Origin of the sequence: Streptomyces sp. NPDC051286, from assembly GCF_044455345.1 — a bacterium.
Lineage (GTDB): Bacteria > Actinomycetota > Actinomycetes > Streptomycetales > Streptomycetaceae > Streptomyces.
This window is the reverse complement of sequence record NZ_JBITER010000001.1, coordinates 241,755-259,703: the sequence shown is the minus strand read 5'-3', so window position 1 is coordinate 259,703 and position 17,949 is coordinate 241,755. Positions and strand designations below refer to the sequence as shown.

General features: G+C 71.7%; 18 protein-coding genes and 1 other RNA gene. 10 read left to right on the top strand and 9 right to left on the bottom strand.

Features of this window, described 5'->3' with window-relative positions:
* Positions 1–35: 35 nt before the first annotated feature.
* Together rnpB and ACIBB8_RS01180 are read right to left on the bottom strand one after the other, a co-directional pair.
* Positions 36–437: RNase P RNA component class A (gene rnpB, locus ACIBB8_RS01185), an RNA gene on the bottom strand.
* Between the two features lie 40 nt (positions 438–477).
* Complete coding sequence (locus tag ACIBB8_RS01180; protein WP_398948709.1) at positions 478–1,047, bottom strand: Uma2 family endonuclease; 570 nt, start codon at positions 1,045–1,047, stop codon at positions 478–480.
* Positions 1,048–1,244: 197 nt separating this feature from the next.
* Here ACIBB8_RS01180 and ACIBB8_RS01175 point away from each other — a divergent pair, with 197 nt between their 5' ends.
* Positions 1,245–1,988, top strand: a complete 744-nt coding sequence (locus ACIBB8_RS01175) for a MerR family transcriptional regulator (RefSeq protein WP_398948296.1) — start codon at positions 1,245–1,247, stop codon at positions 1,986–1,988.
* Complete coding sequence (locus ACIBB8_RS01170) at positions 1,985–2,842, top strand: hypothetical protein (RefSeq protein ID WP_398948295.1); 858 nt, start codon at positions 1,985–1,987, stop codon at positions 2,840–2,842. The genes ACIBB8_RS01175 and ACIBB8_RS01170 overlap by 4 nt, the downstream gene beginning before the upstream one ends.
* Here ACIBB8_RS01170 and ACIBB8_RS01165 read toward each other — a convergent pair.
* The gene (locus ACIBB8_RS01165) at positions 2,793–4,235 is read right to left on the bottom strand and encodes an RNB domain-containing ribonuclease (protein WP_398948294.1); all 1,443 of its coding nucleotides are present in this window, start codon (positions 4,233–4,235) and stop codon (positions 2,793–2,795) included. The genes ACIBB8_RS01170 and ACIBB8_RS01165 overlap by 50 nt on opposite strands.
* Positions 4,236–4,540: 305 nt before the next feature.
* On the opposite strand from ACIBB8_RS01165, the gene yaaA reads away from it, so the two are divergent.
* Together yaaA and eda are read left to right on the top strand one after the other, a co-directional pair.
* Positions 4,541–5,341, top strand: a complete 801-nt coding sequence (gene yaaA / locus ACIBB8_RS01160) for a peroxide stress protein YaaA (protein ID WP_398948293.1) — start codon at positions 4,541–4,543, stop codon at positions 5,339–5,341.
* A gap of 72 nt (positions 5,342–5,413) precedes the next feature.
* Complete coding sequence (gene eda / locus ACIBB8_RS01155; protein ID WP_398948292.1) at positions 5,414–6,037, top strand: bifunctional 4-hydroxy-2-oxoglutarate aldolase/2-dehydro-3-deoxy-phosphogluconate aldolase; 624 nt, start codon at positions 5,414–5,416, stop codon at positions 6,035–6,037.
* Positions 6,038–6,349: 312 nt separating this feature from the next.
* Here the strand turns inward: eda and ACIBB8_RS01150 are convergent, their stop codons facing one another.
* From ACIBB8_RS01150 to ACIBB8_RS01140, 3 genes are read right to left on the bottom strand one after another with little or no spacing between them, the layout of a single operon-like run.
* On the bottom strand, positions 6,350–7,576 hold the full coding sequence (locus tag ACIBB8_RS01150) for a bifunctional RNase H/acid phosphatase (protein WP_398948291.1): 1,227 nt from the start codon (positions 7,574–7,576) through the stop codon (positions 6,350–6,352).
* On the bottom strand, positions 7,576–8,319 hold the full coding sequence (locus ACIBB8_RS01145) for a zinc ribbon domain-containing protein (protein WP_398948708.1): 744 nt from the start codon (positions 8,317–8,319) through the stop codon (positions 7,576–7,578). Before ACIBB8_RS01145 ends, ACIBB8_RS01150 begins: the two co-directional genes overlap by 1 nt.
* Positions 8,316–9,161, bottom strand: a complete 846-nt coding sequence (locus ACIBB8_RS01140; RefSeq protein WP_398948290.1) for a Nif3-like dinuclear metal center hexameric protein — start codon at positions 9,159–9,161, stop codon at positions 8,316–8,318. The genes ACIBB8_RS01145 and ACIBB8_RS01140 overlap by 4 nt, the downstream gene beginning before the upstream one ends.
* 242 nt (positions 9,162–9,403) lie before the next feature.
* Here ACIBB8_RS01140 and ACIBB8_RS01135 point away from each other — a divergent pair, with 242 nt between their 5' ends.
* Positions 9,404–10,735 carry a hypothetical protein gene (locus ACIBB8_RS01135; protein ID WP_398948289.1) on the top strand — a complete coding sequence of 444 codons (1,332 nt, stop codon included), beginning with the start codon at positions 9,404–9,406 and terminating at the stop codon, positions 10,733–10,735.
* 133 nt (positions 10,736–10,868) lie between these two features.
* Positions 10,869–11,042, top strand: a complete 174-nt coding sequence (locus ACIBB8_RS01130) for a hypothetical protein (protein WP_398948288.1) — start codon at positions 10,869–10,871, stop codon at positions 11,040–11,042.
* A 97-nt stretch (positions 11,043–11,139) separates the two neighbouring features.
* On the opposite strand, the gene ACIBB8_RS01125 is transcribed toward ACIBB8_RS01130, so the two are convergent.
* Genes ACIBB8_RS01125 through ACIBB8_RS01115 form a run of 3 tightly spaced genes read right to left on the bottom strand, consistent with a single transcriptional unit; the run spans position 11,140 to position 14,083 of the window.
* The gene (locus ACIBB8_RS01125) at positions 11,140–12,087 is read right to left on the bottom strand and encodes a 3-oxoacyl-ACP reductase (RefSeq protein WP_398948287.1); all 948 of its coding nucleotides are present in this window, start codon (positions 12,085–12,087) and stop codon (positions 11,140–11,142) included.
* 34 nt (positions 12,088–12,121) lie between these two features.
* Positions 12,122–13,198, bottom strand: coding sequence for a Zn-dependent alcohol dehydrogenase (locus tag ACIBB8_RS01120; RefSeq protein WP_398948286.1), 1,077 nt, complete (start codon positions 13,196–13,198; stop codon positions 12,122–12,124).
* Positions 13,199–13,228: 30 nt separating this feature from the next.
* Complete coding sequence (locus ACIBB8_RS01115) at positions 13,229–14,083, bottom strand: MaoC/PaaZ C-terminal domain-containing protein (RefSeq protein WP_398948285.1); 855 nt, start codon at positions 14,081–14,083, stop codon at positions 13,229–13,231.
* 308 nt (positions 14,084–14,391) lie between these two features.
* Between ACIBB8_RS01115 and ACIBB8_RS01110 the strand changes: the two genes are divergently transcribed.
* From ACIBB8_RS01110 to ACIBB8_RS01095, 4 genes are read left to right on the top strand one after another with little or no spacing between them, the layout of a single operon-like run.
* Positions 14,392–15,342, top strand: a complete 951-nt coding sequence (locus ACIBB8_RS01110) for an ABC transporter ATP-binding protein (RefSeq protein WP_398948284.1) — start codon at positions 14,392–14,394, stop codon at positions 15,340–15,342.
* Positions 15,342–16,064, top strand: a complete 723-nt coding sequence (locus ACIBB8_RS01105; RefSeq protein WP_398948283.1) for an ABC transporter permease — start codon at positions 15,342–15,344, stop codon at positions 16,062–16,064. The genes ACIBB8_RS01110 and ACIBB8_RS01105 overlap by 1 nt, the downstream gene beginning before the upstream one ends.
* Before the next feature lie 11 nt (positions 16,065–16,075).
* Complete coding sequence (locus ACIBB8_RS01100) at positions 16,076–17,278, top strand: sensor histidine kinase (RefSeq protein ID WP_398948282.1); 1,203 nt, start codon at positions 16,076–16,078, stop codon at positions 17,276–17,278.
* Positions 17,279–17,283: 5 nt separating this feature from the next.
* Positions 17,284–17,916 carry a response regulator gene (locus ACIBB8_RS01095; RefSeq protein ID WP_398948707.1) on the top strand — a complete coding sequence of 211 codons (633 nt, stop codon included), beginning with the start codon at positions 17,284–17,286 and terminating at the stop codon, positions 17,914–17,916.
* Positions 17,917–17,949: the final 33 nt, after the last annotated feature.

Genomic DNA, 17,949 nt, shown 5'->3' with positions numbered 1-17,949 from the left:
TGAGGCCCTTTCGAAGGCAAAGAGGCAGGTGATGGCAGACGAGTCGGGCTGTACGCCGGGTTCTGTCACCCGGTCGCCTCGCGGCGGCCGGGGAGACGGCCATCCATCTAGGACCGGCATTGCTGCCGGCCTCGTGCGGTCTACCCGCGAACTCGGGCGGGCAGCCCTCGGACGTTCGCGCAGGGCCGTCCTGCGACGGCCCCTCTTGACCTTGCTCCGGGTGGGGTTTACCTAGCCGCCTGAGTCACCTCAGGCGCTGGTGGTCTCTTACACCACCGTTTCACCCTTACCGAGGACCGAAGTCTCCGGCGGTTTGTTTTCTGTGGCACTGTCCCGCGGGTCACCCCGGGTGGCCGTTAGCCACCACCCTGCCCTGTGGAGCCCGGACGTTCCTCGGGAGGATCCGAAAATCCCCACGCGGCCGTCCGCCCGGCTCGTCTGCCGTGTCGACCATGCTACCCGGCGGGGCGGGGTGGCTCAGACGAAGTCCGTGGTGTCCAGATCGAAGCCGAACGGCTCGGGGAGGGAGAGCGTCTCGCCGAACGGGATCGCGCAGTGCCGACGGTAGTCGGCGTCCTCGGGATCGCCGAAGAGGGTGACGGAGAATGTCTCGCGGTCGATCAGCAGGTAGAGCGGGATGCCGCCACGGGCATAGCAACGGCGCTTCGCCTCCCGGTCGGCTGCGGGCTTGGTCGAGGTCACCTCCACGACCATCGCCACTCCTTCGCACGGCATCCAGGATTCGGCCCCCCGGAAGAGCCGCAGGTCCGTGGGCGCGAACGTCCCATCGGGGAAGGCGTGGTTCTTGGGACAGTCACCGCCGCTCCTGAGTTTCAGCCCCTTGTTCCCGGAGAAGTCCATTTCGGTCCGGGCTCGCCTGATCACCTGCTTCAGAACCAGATTGATGCAGTCCTCGTGATCCCCGTCTGGCGGCGGCGTCACCACGATCTCCCCCTCGATCAGCTCGGCCCGGAAGCCCTCCGGCGTATCCAAGGCCAGGAAGCCCTCCAGAAGGACCTCTGCCTGCGTGAGCGGCTCATGCGCCATGGCGGTCATGTCACGCCCTTTCCTCGGTCGCTCGCCGGCTTGGGACATGGTGGGATCAGCCGTCCGTGAGATCGGAGCTCTTCCCTCGATCGTGGCACAGGACCGCGCCGAGTTCTCAGAGGTGGAAGGCGTCCGCAGGCGGTGGTGCCGGACGGGCACCTTGACCCTGCCGCGGCGTCAACGTTTCTACTGGCTCCATGCGCATAGGAGAGATTGCCGCGCTCGTCGGGGTCACCGCGAGGGCGATTCGGCATTACCACCACATCGGTCTGCTGCCCGAGCCCGGCCGCCGGGCAAACGGCTACCGTGCCTACAGCGTGCGCGACGCCGTTGTACTGGCCCGGATCAGGAGGCTCACCGAGCTGGGGCTCGGTCTGGATGAGGTACGGGATGCGCTCGCTGACGATGCCGGGCGCGAACTCACCGAGGTACTCATCGAGTTGGATGCCGATCTGGCCCGGCAGGAGGACGAGATCAGGGAGCGGCGGCGTCGGCTGGCACGGTTGCTGGACGAGCCGGTGAGCGCCGAGGAGACCGTATCGCCCGCGCTGGCCGAACTGCTGGGCACGGCTCCCGCCACCGGCTCGCCCATCGCCGCCAAGGACCGCGAGCACCTGGTGCTGCTGGACACGGCGGGCTTCGGCAGTGAGGTCTACGCCGCGTTGCGACCACTGGCCGAGGACCCTGCCGTGCACGCGCTGTACGAGCGGCTGGACGCACTGGACCTGGCGCCCGTGGACGATCCGCGGATCGCTCCGCTCGCCGCTGATCTGGCCGCCGCCGTGCCGGATGAAGTGCTGGCGGAGATCCCCTCCGACGGGCCGGCAATGACGGGATTCGGTCAGGCCCTGCTCGACGACTACGCGCCCGCGCAGGCCGAGGTGGTACGCCGGGTGATCGCGGCGCTGACTGCACGCGTGGCGGGGAGGGGGACGGGATGAATGTGCGACTTGTGCGGTACGTGGCGGTGGTCGTGCCGACTGTCGAAGCTGTTCTGGCGGGCTGTCTGGCCGCCGGGGTCCGGATACCGGGTGCGGTTCTGCTCGGGGCCGGGGTGCTGGTAGTGGCCACGCTCGGCGTCGAGACCTGGGCGCTGTGGCGGCTCTGGCTCGTGGCCCGGCGTGCAGGTGACGGGCGGCGGGCCACGATGGGAGCTGTGCTCCGTACTGTCGTGCCGGAGAAGGTGCGCCGCCTCGTCGCGCACGAGCTGCGTGCCCTGCACAGTCTCGGGCTGTGGATGCGGCGGCGGCGCCACGCCGTGCCGGAGGGGGCGCTGGCCGTCCCGTACACCGGACCGCAGACCGCAATGATGTACGGCCTGGTCTTCGTCTCGCTCGTCGAGACGGTGATGCTGGCCCTGCTGATCCCCTGGCCCGCCGTCCATCGGACTTTGCTCGTCCTGGATGTGTACGGGGTGCTGCTGGTCCTGGCTCTTCATGCCGCCTGTGTGACCCGGCCGCATGTGGTGGGCGCGGACGGGTCACTGCGCATCCGCTACGGGGGGTTGTTCGACCTACGGGTGCCCGCGACCACCGTTGCCACGGCGCGCGTCGAACGGCGCTATCCGGAGGGGAGGCTGGTCCAGCTGCATCCGGACGGGGTGCTCGACCTCGTCGTGGGGAGCCAGACGACGGTGACCGTGGAGCTGACCCGGCCGGTCGAGTTCGTCCGGCCGCTCGGGAAGCGGGGGTGGGCCCGGACCGTCCGCTTCCATGCCGACGACCCGCGTGCCGCCGTCGCCGCTCTCACGCGGGGGCGAACAGTACCTTCGCCGCCCCCGGGTCCGCCTGGGTGAGGCGGACCCGGAGCCGTTCGCCCAGGGGGAGGTTCGTCGTGCCGCCGTCGATGCGGGCCACGATGGCGGGGTGCTCGATGTGGACCGTGCCGATGGTGGGTTCCTGGTCCTGTACGTCGACCACGTACGCGTCGAAGACCTCGCCCACCCGGTCGCTGAGGAGTGCCGCCTCGACCAGGTCGACGCACTCGCGTTCCACCGTGTTGGCGCGGCGGGCTCCTTCGGCCATTTCCTTCGGGAGGCCGGGAAGCGCGGCCGTCACCCACTCGGGCGGCTCCTGGTCCGCGACTGCCGCGACGCACAGTTCGGCCGCGTACCGGTCGACGAGGCGGCGCAGCGGCGCGGTGCAGTGCGTGTAGAGGTCGGCCACGGCGGCGTGGACGGCGGGGGTGGGGAGTTCACCGTGGTCGAAGACCGTGTAACCGGCGCCGCGGAGCAGGGTGGTGCACTCCTGCAGGAACGCGGCGTGGCTCGCCCTTTTCGGGTCGAGCGACCGCACGACCTGGGCGTACGGGACGTGGTGCGGCCAGTCGATGTGCAGGGCCTCGGCCGAGCGGCGCAGCCGGGCGACGGCGCCGTCCGGAGCGACCGGGAGCGTACGCAGGATGCCGGTGCCCGCCTCGGTCATCAGGTGGGCGGCGGTCATGCCGGTGAGGAGGGAGATCTGGGCGTTCCAGCCGTAGGCGGGAAGCGGGGCGCGGTACTCCAGGCCGTATGCGCCGTCACGCTGGACGATCTCCTGCTCGGGCACATCGAGCGAAATCCCGCCGCGGTCGACTTCCTGCTCCTCGCGGAGCCGGCCGATGTCCTTCAGCAGGGCCACGGGTTCCTCGGCGGTGCCCGCGTCGATCTGCCGCTGGACGCCCGCGTAGTCCAGCTTGGCCCGGCTGCGGACCAGGGCCCGGCGTACGTCGGTGGCGCCCGCGCGGCCCTCCGCGTCGAGGTCGATCCGCCAGAGCAGGGCGGGGCGGGTCTGCCCGGGGAGGAGGCTGGCTGCGCCCTCGGAGAGCGGGGCGGGGTGCAGCGGCACCTTGCCGTCGGGGAAATAGAGGGTCGTCACCCGGCGGTGGGCCTCGGTGTCGAGTGCGCCGCCTGGGCGGACGAAGGCGGCGACGTCGGCGATGGCGTAGTGGACCCGGAAGCCGTGCGGGCGGCGTTCGAGGTGCATCGCCTGGTCGAGGTCGGTGGAGGTGGGCGGGTCGATGGTGAAGAGGGGGAGGTCCGTCGCGTCCTGGTGTCCGGTCAGGACGGGAGACTTCGCCACCTGCGCCGCCTCCGCGAGGACCTCGCGCGAAAAATCGACGGGCAGTCCGAGCGTGGTGCGCAGCTCGCGCAGGGCCGCCCGCAGCGGGGTGTCGGCTGCGCCGGTCATGTGGAGATGGCGGCGGGGCATGGACTGAGCGTATGGCGGAGCGGGGCGACCGGCATCCCGGGTGCGCGCAGCCCTGCGGTCTGGGACCGGTGGTCCTGCGGTCCGGGTGCTGGGCGCCTGCGGTCCGGGTGCCGGGCCGGGCGATCCGGGTGCCGGGCGCCTGCGGTCCGGGTGCCGGGCCGGGCGGTCCGGGTCTGGGCGCCTGCGGTCCGGGTGCCGGGCCGGGCGGTCCGGGTGCCGGGCCGGTCCGGGCGTCCCCTTACGCTGGCAGGCGGGCCTTGGGCAGTCGTGGGGCCGCTTCCCTGTTCGTACGAAGGAGAACCGCCGTGCTCGTGCTGTTGCCGCCCTCCGAAGGAAAGGCCGCCTCGGGGCGCGGAGCACCCCTGAAGCCGGAGTCGCTGTCGCTGCCGGGGCTCGCCGAGGCCCGGGCCGCGGTCCTCGACGAGCTGGTCGAGCTGTGCGTGGCGGACGAGGAGAAGGCCCGCGAGGTGCTCGGTCTCAGCGAGGGCCTGCGCGGCGAGATCGCGAAGAACGCCGAACTGCGGACGGCGGGGACGCGGCCCGCCGGGGAGATCTACACCGGGGTGCTGTACGACGCTCTGGACCTGGCGTCCCTGGACACGGCGGCCCGGCGGCGGGCCGGTAAGTCGCTGCTGGTCTTCTCCGGGCTGTGGGGCGCGGTGCGGGTGGGCGACCGGATTCCGTCGTACCGCTGCTCGATGGGGGTGAAGCTGCCGGGGCTCGGCGCCTTGGGCGCGTACTGGCGGGCGCCAATGGCCGAGGTGATGCCGGAGGCGGCCGGGGACGGGCTCGTACTGGATCTGCGGTCATCGGCGTACACGGCGGCGTGGAAGCCGAAGGGTGCGGTGGCGGAGCGCACGGCGAGCGTGCGGGTGCTGCACTCCCAGATGGTGGACGGGGTGGAGAAGCGGTCGGTGGTCAGCCACTTCAACAAGGCGACGAAGGGGCGGATCGTCCGCGACCTGCTGCAGTCGGGGGACCGGCCAAAGGGGCCCGCGGAGCTGGTGGAAGCGTTGCGGGAGCTGGGGTACGTGGTCGAGGCGGAGGCTCCGGTGCGGGCGGGGCGGCCGTGGGCGCTCGATGTGGTCGTGACGGAGATCCACTGACACCGGACACATGCCGTTGCAGCATGTGCAACGCTCGTTGCGTGCTGTGCGGTGAGCACAGAGGATGAGGCCATGCCCTCCTCCTCTGTGCTGGACCTTGCCCCCGTAGTCCCCGTAGTCGTCCTGGAGGACGCCGCCGACGCGGTGCCGCTGGCCCGGGCCCTGGTCGCGGGCGGGCTCCCGGCCATCGAGGTGACACTGCGGACGGCGGCGGCGCTGGACGCGATCAAGGCGATCGCGTCGGAGGTACCGGATGCGGTGGTGGGCTCGGGCACCGTGATCTCCCCGCAGAACGTCGCCGACACGGTGGCGGCCGGGGCCCGGTTCCTGGTCAGCCCGGGCTGGACGGATGTGCTGCTGGACGCGATGAAGGCGTCGGGGGTGCCGTTCCTGCCGGGCGTCTCGACGACGTCCGAGGTCGTGGCGCTGCTGGAGCGCGGGGTCACCGAGATGAAGTTCTTCCCGGCCCAGGCGGCGGGTGGGACCGCCTGCCTCAAGGCGCTGTCCGCACCGCTCCCCCAGGCCCGGTTCTGCCCGACGGGCGGCATCTCGCTCGCCTCGGCTCCGTCGTACCTGGCACTCCCGAACGTCGGCTGCGTGGGCGGCAGTTGGATGGTTCCGGGGGACGCGGTGGCGGCGAGGGACTGGGCGCGGGTGGAGCGGCTGGCGGGCGAGGCGGCGGCGCTGCGCGGCTGATTCCCCGCCCCTTCCCGAACCGGGGCTCCGCCCCGGACCCCGGTGGGTGCTGACGGGGTACGGAGCACCCCGGGGAAGCGGCGGCTGCGCACCGCGGGAACCGCTCCGTCGCCCCTGGCGAGAGCGGCACCGCACGCTGCGCGCGGCTGGCCCCTGCGGGAGCGGGAGCCCGTAGCCTGCTTCGCGCAGCGGCAGCTTCGCACCACGCGGAAGCCGCCCCTGCGGCAGCGACAGCCCCGCGACGATTCCCGGGGCGCCACCACCGGGGGCGGCGGAATCCGGGGCGCGGCTTTCTACCGGAGGTGCGGCTTCCTACCGGAGGTGCGATGTGTCGTTCAGCAGTCGCAGTGACGCGTTGCCGTCCGCGTAGTACGCCACCGCGGACAGCGACGCCGCCGAGAGTTCCATGCGGAACAGGGACTCCGGCGGGGCGCCCAGGGCCAGGCGGACCAGGGTCTTGATCGGGGTCACGTGCGTGACCAGGAGCACCGTGCGGCCCGCGTAGCGGGTGGTCAGGCGGTCGCGGGTGGACGAGACCCGGCGGGCCACCTCGGCGAAGCTCTCGCCGCCGCCCGTGGGGGGCGTCCTCGTGGAGGCGAGCCAGGCGTCCAGGTCGGGGCCGTACCGTTCACGGACCTCGGCGAACGTCAGGCCTTCCCAGGCACCGAAGTCCGTCTCGCGCAGGCCCTCCTCGATCTCGACGGTCAGGCCCAGACGCGCGGCCACCGTCGCCGCCGTTTCGCGGCAGCGGCGCAGGGGCGAGCTGACGATCTCCTGGATGGTGCCGCGGGCCGCGAGGTACTCGGCCACGCGCTCCGCCTGGTGGCGGCCGGCCGCCGAGAGTTCGGGGTCGGTGCCGCCACTGCCGGAGAACCGTTTCTCGGGGGTGAGAGCCGTCTCGCCGTGGCGGAGCAGGACGAACGTCGCAGGCGCACCCAGGTCGGGGGCGGCGCCCCAGCCGGCCTGTGGGGTGGCCGCGGGTTCACGGCGGGTGGACATCGCCGCACGTGCCTTCGCGGCGCCTGCCGCCGCGTCCCCGGGAGGGCCGGAGACCGGGGGCAGGTCGAGTGCGGCTGTCGACGCCGACGGCTCCCACTGCTTGCCTCGCCGGCCCGCGTCCATCGCCTCGTTGGCGAGCCGGTCCGCGTGCTTGTTCTTCTCGCGCGGGATCCACTCGTACGTGACAGCGGACGCCGGAAGGATCCGGGCCGCCTCCGCCGCGAGCGGCTTCATGTCGGGGTGCTTGATCTTCCAGCGGCCCGACATCTGTTCCACGACCAGCTTGGAGTCCATCCGGACGCGCACCCGCAGCGCACCGTCCGCCGACGCGTCCGGCACCAGCGCCTTCGCTGCCTTCAGGCCCGCGATGAGGCCCTTGTACTCGGCCACGTTGTTCGTCGCGATGCCGATGTACTCGGCGGCCTCGGCGAGGGTCTCCCCCGTGACCGGGTCGATCACGACCGCGCCGTACCCGGCGGGCCCCGGGTTGCCCCGGGAGCCGCCGTCGGCCTCGATGACGAACTGGCGCGGCTCCGTCATTACAGGCCCGACTCCGCCGTACGGACCAGGATGCGGCGGCAGTTCTCGCAGCGCAGCACCGTGTCCGGGGACGCCGCCTTCACGTCATTGATCTCGGTGATGTTCAGCTCCAGCCGGCAACCCTCGCAACGGCGCTGGTAGAGCCGGGCGGCGCCGACCCCGCCCGACTGGGCGCGGAGCTTGTCGTACAGCTTGAGGAGGTCGGCCGGTACGGAGCCGGCGACGAGCTCGCGCTCCTTCGTGACGGTCGCGGCCTCCTCGTCGAGCTCCCGCGTCGCGGCGTCCCGGCGAGCGGTCGCGTCGTCGACCTTGGCCTGGACGGCGGAGACCCGTGCGGTCAGCTCGGTGACGCGCTCCTGTGCGGACTCGCGGCGCTCCATGACTTCGAGGACGACGTCCTCCAGGTCACCCTGGCGCTTGGCCAGCGAGGTGATCTCGTGCTGCAGGCTCTCCAGGTCCTTCGGCGAGGTGACCGCGCCGGAGTCCAGGCGCTGCTGGTCGCGGACGGCGCGCTGGCGCACCAGGTCGACGTCCTGCTCCGCCTTGGTCTGCTCGCGGGCGGTGTCGCTCTCCTCGGTCTGTGAGGCGACCAGCAGGTCACGCAGTTGTGCGAGGTCGGCGGTGAGCGAGTCGATCTCGGCGTGCTCAGGCAGCGACTTGCGCTTGTGGGCAAGCTGCGACAGTCGTACGTCGAGGGCCTGGACGTCGAGAAGTCGGATCTGGTCGGCGGGCGCGGCGTTCAGTTGGGGGCTCCAGAAGAGTGGTGGGTGGTCCAGGGGTCGGTGACCTGCTTCGAGACATGGACCCGCAGGTCCCATCCGTGGCGGTCGGAAATCGCGTCGAGCTGCGCCGCAGCCTGCTCGCACCAGGGCCATTCGGTGGCCCAGTGCGCGGCGTCGATCAGGCCGATCGGAGACTGCTGAACGGCCTCGGAGGCCGGGTGGTGGCGCAGATCGGCGGTGAGGAAGGCGTCGACGCCCGCGGCGCGCACGGCGTCGAAGAGGCCGTCGCCGGAGCCGCCGCTGACCGCGACGGTACGCACCAGCGCGTCCGGGTCGCCGGCCGTGCGGATGCCCTGGGCGGTGGCGGGCAGCCGCGCGGCGGCGCGGGCCGCGAAGTCGCGGAGGGTCTCGGGGTGGTCGAGTTCGCAGATCCGGCCGAGGCCTCGACGGCCCTTGGAGTCGGTCGGGTCGGGTACGAGGGGGCCGGTGACCCGCAGGTCGAGGGCGCCGGCGAGGGCGTCGGAGACCCCTGGGTCGGCGGTGTCGGCGTTGGTGTGCGCGACGTGCAGGGCGATGTCGTGCTTGATGAGGGTGTGCACGACCCGGCCCTTGAAGGTGTCGGCCGCGACCGTCGTCGTACCCCGCAGGTAGAGGGGGTGGTGGGTGACGATCAGCTGGGCTCCGAGTCCGACCGCCTCGTCGGCGACCTCCTGTACCGGGTCGACGGCGAAGAGCACGCGGTCGACTTCGGCAGCAGGATTGTCCACGTCTCCGCAGACCGTTCCGACCGCGTCCCATCCTTCGGCCCGCTCGGGCGGCCAGAGGGCGTCGAGCGCGGTGAGGACTTCAGACAGACGGGGCACGGAGGAAAGGCTACCTGCCGTCCGCGCCCCGTTGCCCATGGCTGAGGCGACCCGTGAAGGCCGGGCGACAGTCGGTTACGTATCGTTACGCGTAGTTCTGCCCGGCCGCCCACTTGAAGCACACCGTCCCCTCGCTCTCAGGCGAATCCGGGCATCACCATCCTTATGTGTGAAGTGACGGGTCACGTGTTGTTCGGCAGGAAGTGCGAAAACTAGCTTCGGTTGCCGGAGGTGACGAGCTCATGACTGCCTGCGCCATCGAGGGTGAGACGGCCGGGGCCGCCGCGACGGCGGATCCCGCGCCCGGAGAAGCGGAAGAACCCGGGGGCCGGGACATGCCGGCGGAGCGGGGCGGGCTCATCGAGCCCGGCGAGCGGGGCGAGTCCGGCGCGCCGGATGTCCCCGACGGACCCGGCGAGTCCGTCGGGCCGGGCGGAGCTGCCACCGCCCGGACCGGCACCTTCACCATCACCGCCGACGGCTCGTACGCGGCACGGCTCACGCTCGCCGGGCAGGCGCCGGACGCCGCCTGGTTCCCCGAGCGCTGGACGCTCGACGGGCACGAGCCGTACGCCGTGCCGCTCCCCCTCAATCAGCCCGAGGAGCCGGACTCCGAGGTGCTGCCGCTCGCCGACGGCCGGGTGTTGATCCGGCGGCGGGTGGCGGACCGGCACGCCTTCTCCCTGCTCTACCCGACGGGCCCCGGCACCGGCGAACTGCCCCTCGGCGCCCTCGAGTGCGCCGACGACACCTCCCTGACCCTGTTGCCGCCGTCGCCGGACGGTGCGAGCGCGTACGCGCTGTCCGTCGGTGAACGCTCCACCACCGTCTGGCTGGTGGCGGGCGGGGCGTTCGGGCCGGAACGGGTGGCCGAGGTGCCGGGACGATGCTCCGGCGGGGTCTGGCTGAACCCGGCGGGGCGGATGCTGGCCCTGGACCGGGAGCCTGTGGGCGGGGGTCCGGTGAAGGCGGTCGCCGTGGATCTGGACCGGGGCGGCGAGGTGTCGCCGCTGCTGCAGATCACGCCGGACAGCAACGACCGTCTGCTGCTCGCCGATACGGACAGCGGGCTGCTGCTGATCCGTTCCGATGCGCCGGGCCACGACCGGCTCGGCTGGGGGGTACTCGGCAGCTGTCTGCCGGTGCGCTTCCCCGAGAGTCTGTGTCCCGCGGATGTCGCGGTGACGCCGTTCGCCGTGCAGCCCGGGCAGACGCTGATGCCGGAGAGCTGCGCGGTGGCGCTGCGGATCGACGGGGCGGCCGGCAACTGGGTCGGGGTGTGGCGTCCAGCGGGGCGCAGGCTGCACCAACTGGCGGCCCCGGACGGTTGGTTGGCCGGTTCCGGGGTGTGGACCCGGGACGGCTTCCTGAAGCTCCCGTACGCCGGCCGGGACGCGCCGTGCGGGGTGGCCCTGCTGCAGGCACCGGAGGACGGGGAACGCGGCGCCGGGCCCGCGTGGACGGCGGTCACGGAAAGGGGTATGCAACCGTCCGCGGCTGCCACACCTCTTCCCGTGTGCAAGCCGGTTCCACTGGGCCAGGCGCCTCTCGTGGGGCGCACGACACCTGGTTAAATTCTGGACCGGGGCCAGGGGGCATCCCTACTAGCCGATAGGCGCGGTTGCCGACGGTGACCGTGTCGGGTGGCGGTGGCGCAATGGTTCCGGTGACACACACGCAAGCGATCACAACGGGGTGACTTCCCACATGTCTGAAGCCCGCACCGACACGACCCAGACGCGCCCGCCGGGGGCGGACGCCGCACGGGCCGACGCCGACGGCTCCGGAAAGCACCGAGGGGGTGTGTCGATGGAGAGCACCGACGGGCAGCCGCACGGTCGCCACCGGCGCCCCGCCGAGGAGGGCAACCGGGCGGCCTGACCGCAACGGAAATCAACGAGGGAACGAGTGAAGGAAGGGCCCTCCGCAGCACTGTTCGGCTGCGGAGGGCCCTTCCTTGTGTACTGCCGTCCGGGGATCAGCCCCGCTTCAGTCCCAGTACCTCCGCCGCCGCGAACGTCTCGTTCGGCGGACGCTCGGCGTAGTACGGGGAGATCAGTTCGTCCAGCTCGTCGAAGGAGAACGACTCCTTGGACGAGTCGAACTTCGCGGCCACCCGGGGGCGTTCGACGATCGCGACCATCCCGCCGTGCACCACGAGCAGCTGGCCGTTGACCTTGGCGGCCGCCGGCGAGGCCAGATAGCCGACCAGCGGGGAGACGTGTTCGGGGGCCAGCGCGTCGAGCCGGCCGTCCGTCGGCTCCTCGAATCCCGCGAAGACGTCCTCCGTCATCCGGGTGCGGGCCCGCGGGCAGATGGCGTTGGCGGTGACACCGTACTTGGCCAGGGCCAGGGCCGTCGAGGTGGTGAGGCCGACGATGCCGCCCTTGGCCGCCGCATAGTTCGGCTGGCCCGCCGAGCCCGCCAGGAACGCTTCCGACGAGGTGTTGATGATCCGGCCGTAGACCGGGCCGCCGGACTCCTTGGAGCGCGCGCGCCAGTGGGCCGCGGCGAAGTGCGTGGTGTTGAAGTGGCCCTTGAGATGCACCCGGATGACGGAGTCCCACTCGTCCTCGGTCATCGAGAAGACCATCCGGTCGCGCAGAATGCCCGCGTTGTTGACCAGGATGTCGAGCGTGCCGTACGTGCTGACTGCCAGTTCCACCAGGGCGCGGGCCTGCTCGTGATCGGAGACGTCGCCGAGGTGGGCGACGGCCCTGCCGCCCGCCGCGCGGATCTCCTCGGCGACCTCCTCGGCGGGGGTCGCGGACGCTTCGCCGGAGCCGTCGCGGCCCGGCTGCCCGTAGTCGTTGACGACGACGGCTGCGCCGAGCCCCGCCAGCTCCAGCGCTTCGGCGCGCCCGAGGCCGCGGCCCGCACCGGTGACGATCGCGGACAGCCCGTCCAGGGGAAGGGGTTGTGACATCGGAATCCCGGAGTCCTCTCGGAAGCGGCAGTGGTCAGAGTTCGATGCAGGTACGGAGCGCCTCGCCGGTCCTCATCTGGCCGAGGGCGTCGTTGATCTCGGCCAGCTGCACCCGGTGGGTGATCATCGATTCGAGGTCGATCCGGCCCGCCCGCCAGAGTGCGATGGCCCGTTCGTAGGAGCGGAGCACGTCCCCTCCCCCGTACATCGAGGGCAGGATCCGCTTCTCGTCGAAGAACAGCTCGAACATGTTGACCTGGAAGTTGTCGTCCATCGCGCCCGCGCCGACGATGCAGAGCGTGCCGCCGCGCCGGGTGTTCTCGTACGCCGTGCGGGCCGTCGCCGACTTGCCGACGACCTCGAAGACGTAGTCGAAGCCCTCGCCACCGGTGATCCGCTGCTTGGCGTCGGCGAGCTCGTCGGGCGGGACCGCCTCGGTCGCGCCGAACCGGACTGCCGCCTCGCGCCGGGACGCGACCGGGTCGACGGCGACGATCTGAGCGGCGCCCTGGACCCTGGCCCCCTGGATGGTGGAGATACCGACGCCGCCGCAGCCGATCACAGCGACCGACGAACCTGCCTCCACCTGCGCGGTGTTGATCGCGGCGCCGAGTCCGGTGGTCACCCCGCAGCCGATCAGTGCGGCGATCTCGAACGGCACGTCGTCGGGGATCGGCACCGCGCAGCCCGCGTCGACGACGACCTCCTCGGTGAAGGTGCCGGTCCCGGCGAAGCCGAACACATCGCCGCCCGGGCGCTTGAAGTTGGGTGTGCCCGCGTTCATGAACCCGGCCAGGCAGAGCTGTGTCTGGCCGCGCCGGCAGGCGGGACACGCCCCGCAGGCGGGCAGCCAGCAGACCAGCACCCGGTCCCCCGCGCCCAGTCCGGTCACGCCGTCGCCTACGTCGAGGACCTCGCCGGCGCCCTCGTGGCCCGGGATGAAGGGGGCGGGCTGCGGCAGCACGCCGCTCATCGCCGAGACATCGGAGTGGCACAGCCCAGTGGCCCGGATGCGGAGCTTGACCTTGCCCGGGCCGAAGCCCACCGCCTCGACGTCGTCGAGGACTTCCAGTTTGTCCTGACCTATCTCGTGCAGTACGGCTGCGCGCATGGTGCGGCTCCCCTCAGGTCGTTGCGTGATTCAGAAGTGTTCGACGAGCGTGTCGGCCAGGACCGGCGCGTCGTCCCTCTCGGCGGCGGTCACGGCCACCTGGACGCGGCCGTCCCCGGCCCACATCCGGATGCGGAGGGTCTCGCCGGGGAAGACCACTCCGGCGAAACGGGTTCTGTATGCGCCGATCCGGGCCACATCACCGTCCAGCAGCGTGTCGGCCACGGCCTTGAGCGTCATGCCGTAGGTGCACAGACCGTGCAGGATCGGCCGGTCGAAGCCGGCCAGCTCGGCGAACTCGGGGTCGGCGTGCAGCGGGTTCCAGTCCCCGGAGAGCCGGTAGAGCAGCGCCTGGTCCTTCCGGATGGTCCGCTCGACCACCCGGTCGGGTGCCCGGTCGGGGAGCGCCAGCCGCTCGGACGGGCCGCGCTCGCCGCCGAAGCCGCCCTCGCCGCGAACGAAAATCTGGGCGTCGTTGGTCCACAGCGGGCCCTCGTCGTCGGCGGCCTCGGTGCGCAGGACGAGGACGGCCGCCTTGCCCTTGTCGTACACGGCGGCGACCTTCGATGTCTGCACGGCCCTGCCCTTCACGGGGATCGGCCGGTGCACTCGTACGGTCTGTCCGCCGTGGAGCACGGCGGCGAGGTCGACGTCGATCCCGGGCGAGGACAGTCCGCCGACGACACCCATGCCGGCGCCTGCGACGGTGGCGAAGCTGGGCAGGACATGGAGCCGGGACTCCAGGGTGTAGCGCAGCTCGTCGGGGTCGGTGGCGGGGATGCCCGCGCCGAGTCCGAGGTGGTAGAGCTGGATGTCCTTGTGGTCCCAGCCGATCTCTGTGGTCCGGGGGTCGGCGGCGATCGCCTTTGCGGCATCAATGGGCATGGGGGAGCTGCTCCTTGATGGTGGGAAGACCTCGGCACGGCCGTCCGCACCGTCGGCCGCACCGAGGTCGTGCGGGACCGGCCGCCACGCCTGTTCTAGAACGCGTTCTAGCCGGTTGGCCCTATGTATAACGCAGCCCCCAGCAGTTGTGAAGACTGCTGACGTATCGTCAGATACCCTGCGGGGCAAACGATCAAGCGCCTGCCGAGGGCCGTTCAGGTGCCCACCCGGGCCATGACATTTGTCATCGCGGAGTCCGTACAAGCGCCTCTGCCGGAGTGCGGGCCCGGCTCCGTACCGTCAGTGCCATGGAAGAGACAACGGGAAGCGGGCCCGCGGTGGTCTTCACCGGGGCAGTCAAGACCTTCGGCCGGGCGGAGCAGACCGTACGGGCCGTCGACGGGGTCGATCTGACCGTCGAGCGCGGCGAGACCGTCGCCCTGCTCGGCCGCAACGGCGCGGGCAAGTCCACCGCCATCAGCCTGCTGCTCGGTCTGAACGAGCCGGACTCGGGCAGTGTGCAGCTGCTCGGCTCCACCCCCGGGCAGGCAGTACGGGCCGGCCGGGTCGGTGCCATGCTGCAGGACGGGCAGCCGATCCCCCGGGTCACCGTCCGCGAACTGATCAGGTTCGTCGCCTCCACCTACCCCGGCCCGATGCCGGTCCCCGAATCGCTGGCCCTGGCGGGTGTCTCCGCGTACGCCGACCGGCGCATCGACAAGCTCTCCGGCGGGCAGATCCAGCGCGTCCGGTTCGCCGTCGCACTCGCCGGCAACCCGGAGCTGGTCGTCCTGGACGAGCCGACCGCCGCCCTGGACGTCGAGGCCCGGCGGGCGTTCTGGGACTCCATGCGCGCCTACACCCGGCGCGGCAACACGGTCCTCTTCTCCACGCACTACCTGGAGGAGGCCGACGAGAACGCCGACCGGATCGTCGTCATCGACCGGGGCCGGATCGTCGCGGACGGAAGCGCCGACACGATCAGGGGCTCGGCCGGCAGCAGTCTCGTCTCCTTCGACCTGGCGGGCCGGCCGACCGAGGGCCTGGAGCTGCTGCCCGGCGTCGTCACCGTCGAGGTGTCCGGGGACCGGGCGCTGCTGCACACCGACGATTCGGACGCCACCGTCATGGAGTTGGCCCGCCTCGGCGCGATCCGTGGCCTCCAGGTTTCCCGGGCCACGCTGGAGGACGCGTTCCTCGCCCTCACCGCACCGGCCGCCGCAGCACCCGCAACCGATTCCGAGAGGGAGACCGTGTGATGTTCCGCTACATCGTGCTCGAAGTGCGCAGGACCCTGCGTGACGGCTTCTTCCTGATCTTCGGGACCGGGATGCCGGTGATGATGTATCTGCTCTTCACCAACATCGGCGGGGGCGAAGACGTCGACGGCTGGAAGACGGCCTCGATGGTCGGCATGGCCGCGTACGGTGCGCTGGGCTCCGCCATGTCGATCGGTACGGGGGTCGCCTCCGACAAGACGCTTGGCTGGCTTCAACAGCTGCGGGTCACCCCGCTCGCCCCTTCCCGGGCGGTCGTGGGCCGGGCGATCAGCGGTTCGGTGACTGTCCTGCCGACGATCGTGACGGTGCTGCTGGCCGGCGGCCTGCTCAACGGGGTGCGGCTGGACGCCTGGCAGTGGATCGCACTGGCACTGCTGCTGTGGATCGGCGCGCTGCCGTTCACCCTGCTCGGCCTCGGCAACGGCTACCGGCTCACCCCGCAGGGCACCGGCGTCGTCAACGTGGCCTGTCTGATGGGCTTCGCGATCGTCGGCGGGCTGTGGTTCCCGCTGGATCTGCTTCCCGAATGGCTGCGTTCCGTCGGCAGGTTCACGCCCGCCCACCGGTTCGCCGACCTGGGCTGGGCGACCACCGGCGGCCACGCGCCCTCCCTCGGGACGATCACCGTGCTCGGCGGATGGCTCCTGCTGTTCGGTGCGTACGCCGTCGTCTCGTACCGTCGGTCCGCGAGGACCGTGTGACAGGAGCGAGCATGTCCCGGAACGGATCAGGATCGTGGCGGGAACGGCGCAGGCGGCACCGCGAGGAGGGGCGCCCCGGCCCGCCCGGACCGTACTCGCTGCTGCCCTGGCTACTGATGGGACTCGGCGGCTTCTCCAACCTCTTCCAGGGAAGGGCGCCGAATCCCTGGATCGGCGGTCTCGGGCTGCTTGTCTTCAACTCCCTTTACATCAACGTGGTGTTCCGGGGTTTCGACAAGAAGAGGCGCGAGAGCCCCGTGTCGTACGTGCTGCTCGCCGTGATGGCCCTCGTCACGTTCGGGCTGGCGATCGGGTACGGCGGCACCTGGCTGCTGTTCTTCCCCCTGTTCTCGTTGGCCTGCGGCGTCATCCTGCGCCACCGGCAGCTGATGCTCTGCCTGTTGGGCCTCGCGGCCGTCGCCAGTCTCGTCGCCGTCTGGCGCGGGGACAACGCCTCGGACCCGTGGACCATCGGATACGGCACCTTCATCTCGGGTGCGGTGACCGCCGCGATCCTCACCCTGTCGGAGACCGTGATGGAACTGCGGGCCACCCGGCAGGAACTGGCCCGCACCGCCGTGGAGAAGGAACGGCTCCGCTTCTCCCGCGATCTGCACGATCTGCTGGGACACACGCTCTCGGTGATCGTCGTCAAGTCGGAGGCCGCGCGCCGGCTCGCGCCGCGCGACATGGACGCGGCGCTGGCCCAGGTCGCCGACATCGAGTCCGTCGGCCGGCAGGCCCTCACCGAGATCCGGGAAGCGGTCACCGGCTACCGCGAGGGGAGCCTGGCCACCGAACTCGACCGGGCCAGGTCCGCGTTGACCGCCGCCGGGATCGAATCGGTGGTCCGCCGCTCGGGACCGCCGCTCACCCCACAGACGGAGGCGCTGCTGGGCTGGGTGGTGCGGGAGACGGTGACCAACGTCGTACGCCACAGCGCCGCGACCACCTGTTCGCTGCTCGTCGACGGCACGGCCGAGCGGGTACGGCTGACCGTCACCGACGATGGTCGCGGACCGGCGGGCGCGCCGCCCGCGCCCGGCATCGGCGGTACCGGCCTGAAGGGCCTCACCGAACGTCTCGCCGCGGCGGGAGGCTCGCTCACCGCGCGTCCCGGGCCGGGCGGTGGCTTCGTGGTCGGCGCGGAGCTGCCGGTGGACACGGTGGATGCCGCCGGAAGTCCCCCCTCACCCCATACGCTGGACCGGTGAACGAGATGCCTCGAGATCACCAGCCGCACACGTCCGTCAGGGTTCTGCTCGCCGAGGACCAGGGCATGATGCGCGGTGCGCTCGCCCTGCTGCTGGGGCTCGAACCGGACATCGAGGTCGTGGCCCAGGTCGGCACCGGGGACGAGATCGTGGACGCCGCGCTGCTGTCCCGTCCCGATGTGGCACTCCTCGACATCGAACTCCCGGGCCGCAGCGGCCTGGACGCCGCCGCCGACCTGCGCGAGGAGGTGCCGGACTGCCGGGTGCTGATCCTCACCACCTTCGGGCGGCCCGGCTATCTGCGCCGCGCGATGGAGGCGGGCGCGGCGGGGTTCCTGGTCAAGGACGGCCCGGTCGAGGAGCTCGCGGTGGCCATCCGCCGGGTGCTGACCGGCGAGACCGTCATCGACCCCGTCCTCGCCGCAGCCGCCCTGAGCGCGGGCCCCAGCCCGCTCACGGCGCGGGAACGGGACGCGCTGAACGCGTCGGTGGACGGGGCGACGGTCGCCGACATCGCGGCGAAGCTGCAGCTGTCCGAGTCGACGGTACGTAACTACCTGTCGTCGGCGATCGGGAAGACAGGGACGCGGAACCGCATGGAGGCGGTGCGGGCGGCGCGGCAGCAGGGCTGGCTGTAGGCGGTGTTCGCAGCGGGGCGCCGGGCGTGGCCG

Excerpts from the sequence above, each read along its gene's own strand:
- ACIBB8_RS01180 (WP_398948709.1), bottom strand. The coding sequence starts at position 1,047 with ATGGCGCATGAGCCGCTCACGCAGGCAGAGGTCCTTCTGGAGGGCTTC.
- ACIBB8_RS01175 (WP_398948296.1), top strand. The coding sequence starts at position 1,245 with ATGCGCATAGGAGAGATTGCCGCGCTCGTCGGGGTCACCGCGAGGGCG.
- ACIBB8_RS01170 (WP_398948295.1), top strand. The coding sequence starts at position 1,985 with ATGAATGTGCGACTTGTGCGGTACGTGGCGGTGGTCGTGCCGACTGTC.
- ACIBB8_RS01165 (WP_398948294.1), bottom strand. The coding sequence starts at position 4,235 with ATGCCCCGCCGCCATCTCCACATGACCGGCGCAGCCGACACCCCGCTG.
- eda (WP_398948292.1), top strand. The coding sequence starts at position 5,414 with ATGCCCTCCTCCTCTGTGCTGGACCTTGCCCCCGTAGTCCCCGTAGTC.
- ACIBB8_RS01150 (WP_398948291.1), bottom strand. The coding sequence starts at position 7,576 with ATGACGGAGCCGCGCCAGTTCGTCATCGAGGCCGACGGCGGCTCCCGG.
- ACIBB8_RS01135 (WP_398948289.1), top strand. The coding sequence starts at position 9,404 with ATGACTGCCTGCGCCATCGAGGGTGAGACGGCCGGGGCCGCCGCGACG.
- ACIBB8_RS01130 (WP_398948288.1), top strand. The coding sequence starts at position 10,869 with ATGTCTGAAGCCCGCACCGACACGACCCAGACGCGCCCGCCGGGGGCG.
- ACIBB8_RS01125 (WP_398948287.1), bottom strand. The coding sequence starts at position 12,087 with ATGTCACAACCCCTTCCCCTGGACGGGCTGTCCGCGATCGTCACCGGT.
- ACIBB8_RS01120 (WP_398948286.1), bottom strand. The coding sequence starts at position 13,198 with ATGCGCGCAGCCGTACTGCACGAGATAGGTCAGGACAAACTGGAAGTC.
- ACIBB8_RS01115 (WP_398948285.1), bottom strand. The coding sequence starts at position 14,083 with ATGCCCATTGATGCCGCAAAGGCGATCGCCGCCGACCCCCGGACCACA.
- ACIBB8_RS01110 (WP_398948284.1), top strand. The coding sequence starts at position 14,392 with ATGGAAGAGACAACGGGAAGCGGGCCCGCGGTGGTCTTCACCGGGGCA.
- ACIBB8_RS01105 (WP_398948283.1), top strand. The coding sequence starts at position 15,342 with ATGTTCCGCTACATCGTGCTCGAAGTGCGCAGGACCCTGCGTGACGGC.
- ACIBB8_RS01100 (WP_398948282.1), top strand. The coding sequence starts at position 16,076 with ATGTCCCGGAACGGATCAGGATCGTGGCGGGAACGGCGCAGGCGGCAC.
- ACIBB8_RS01095 (WP_398948707.1), top strand. The coding sequence starts at position 17,284 with ATGCCTCGAGATCACCAGCCGCACACGTCCGTCAGGGTTCTGCTCGCC.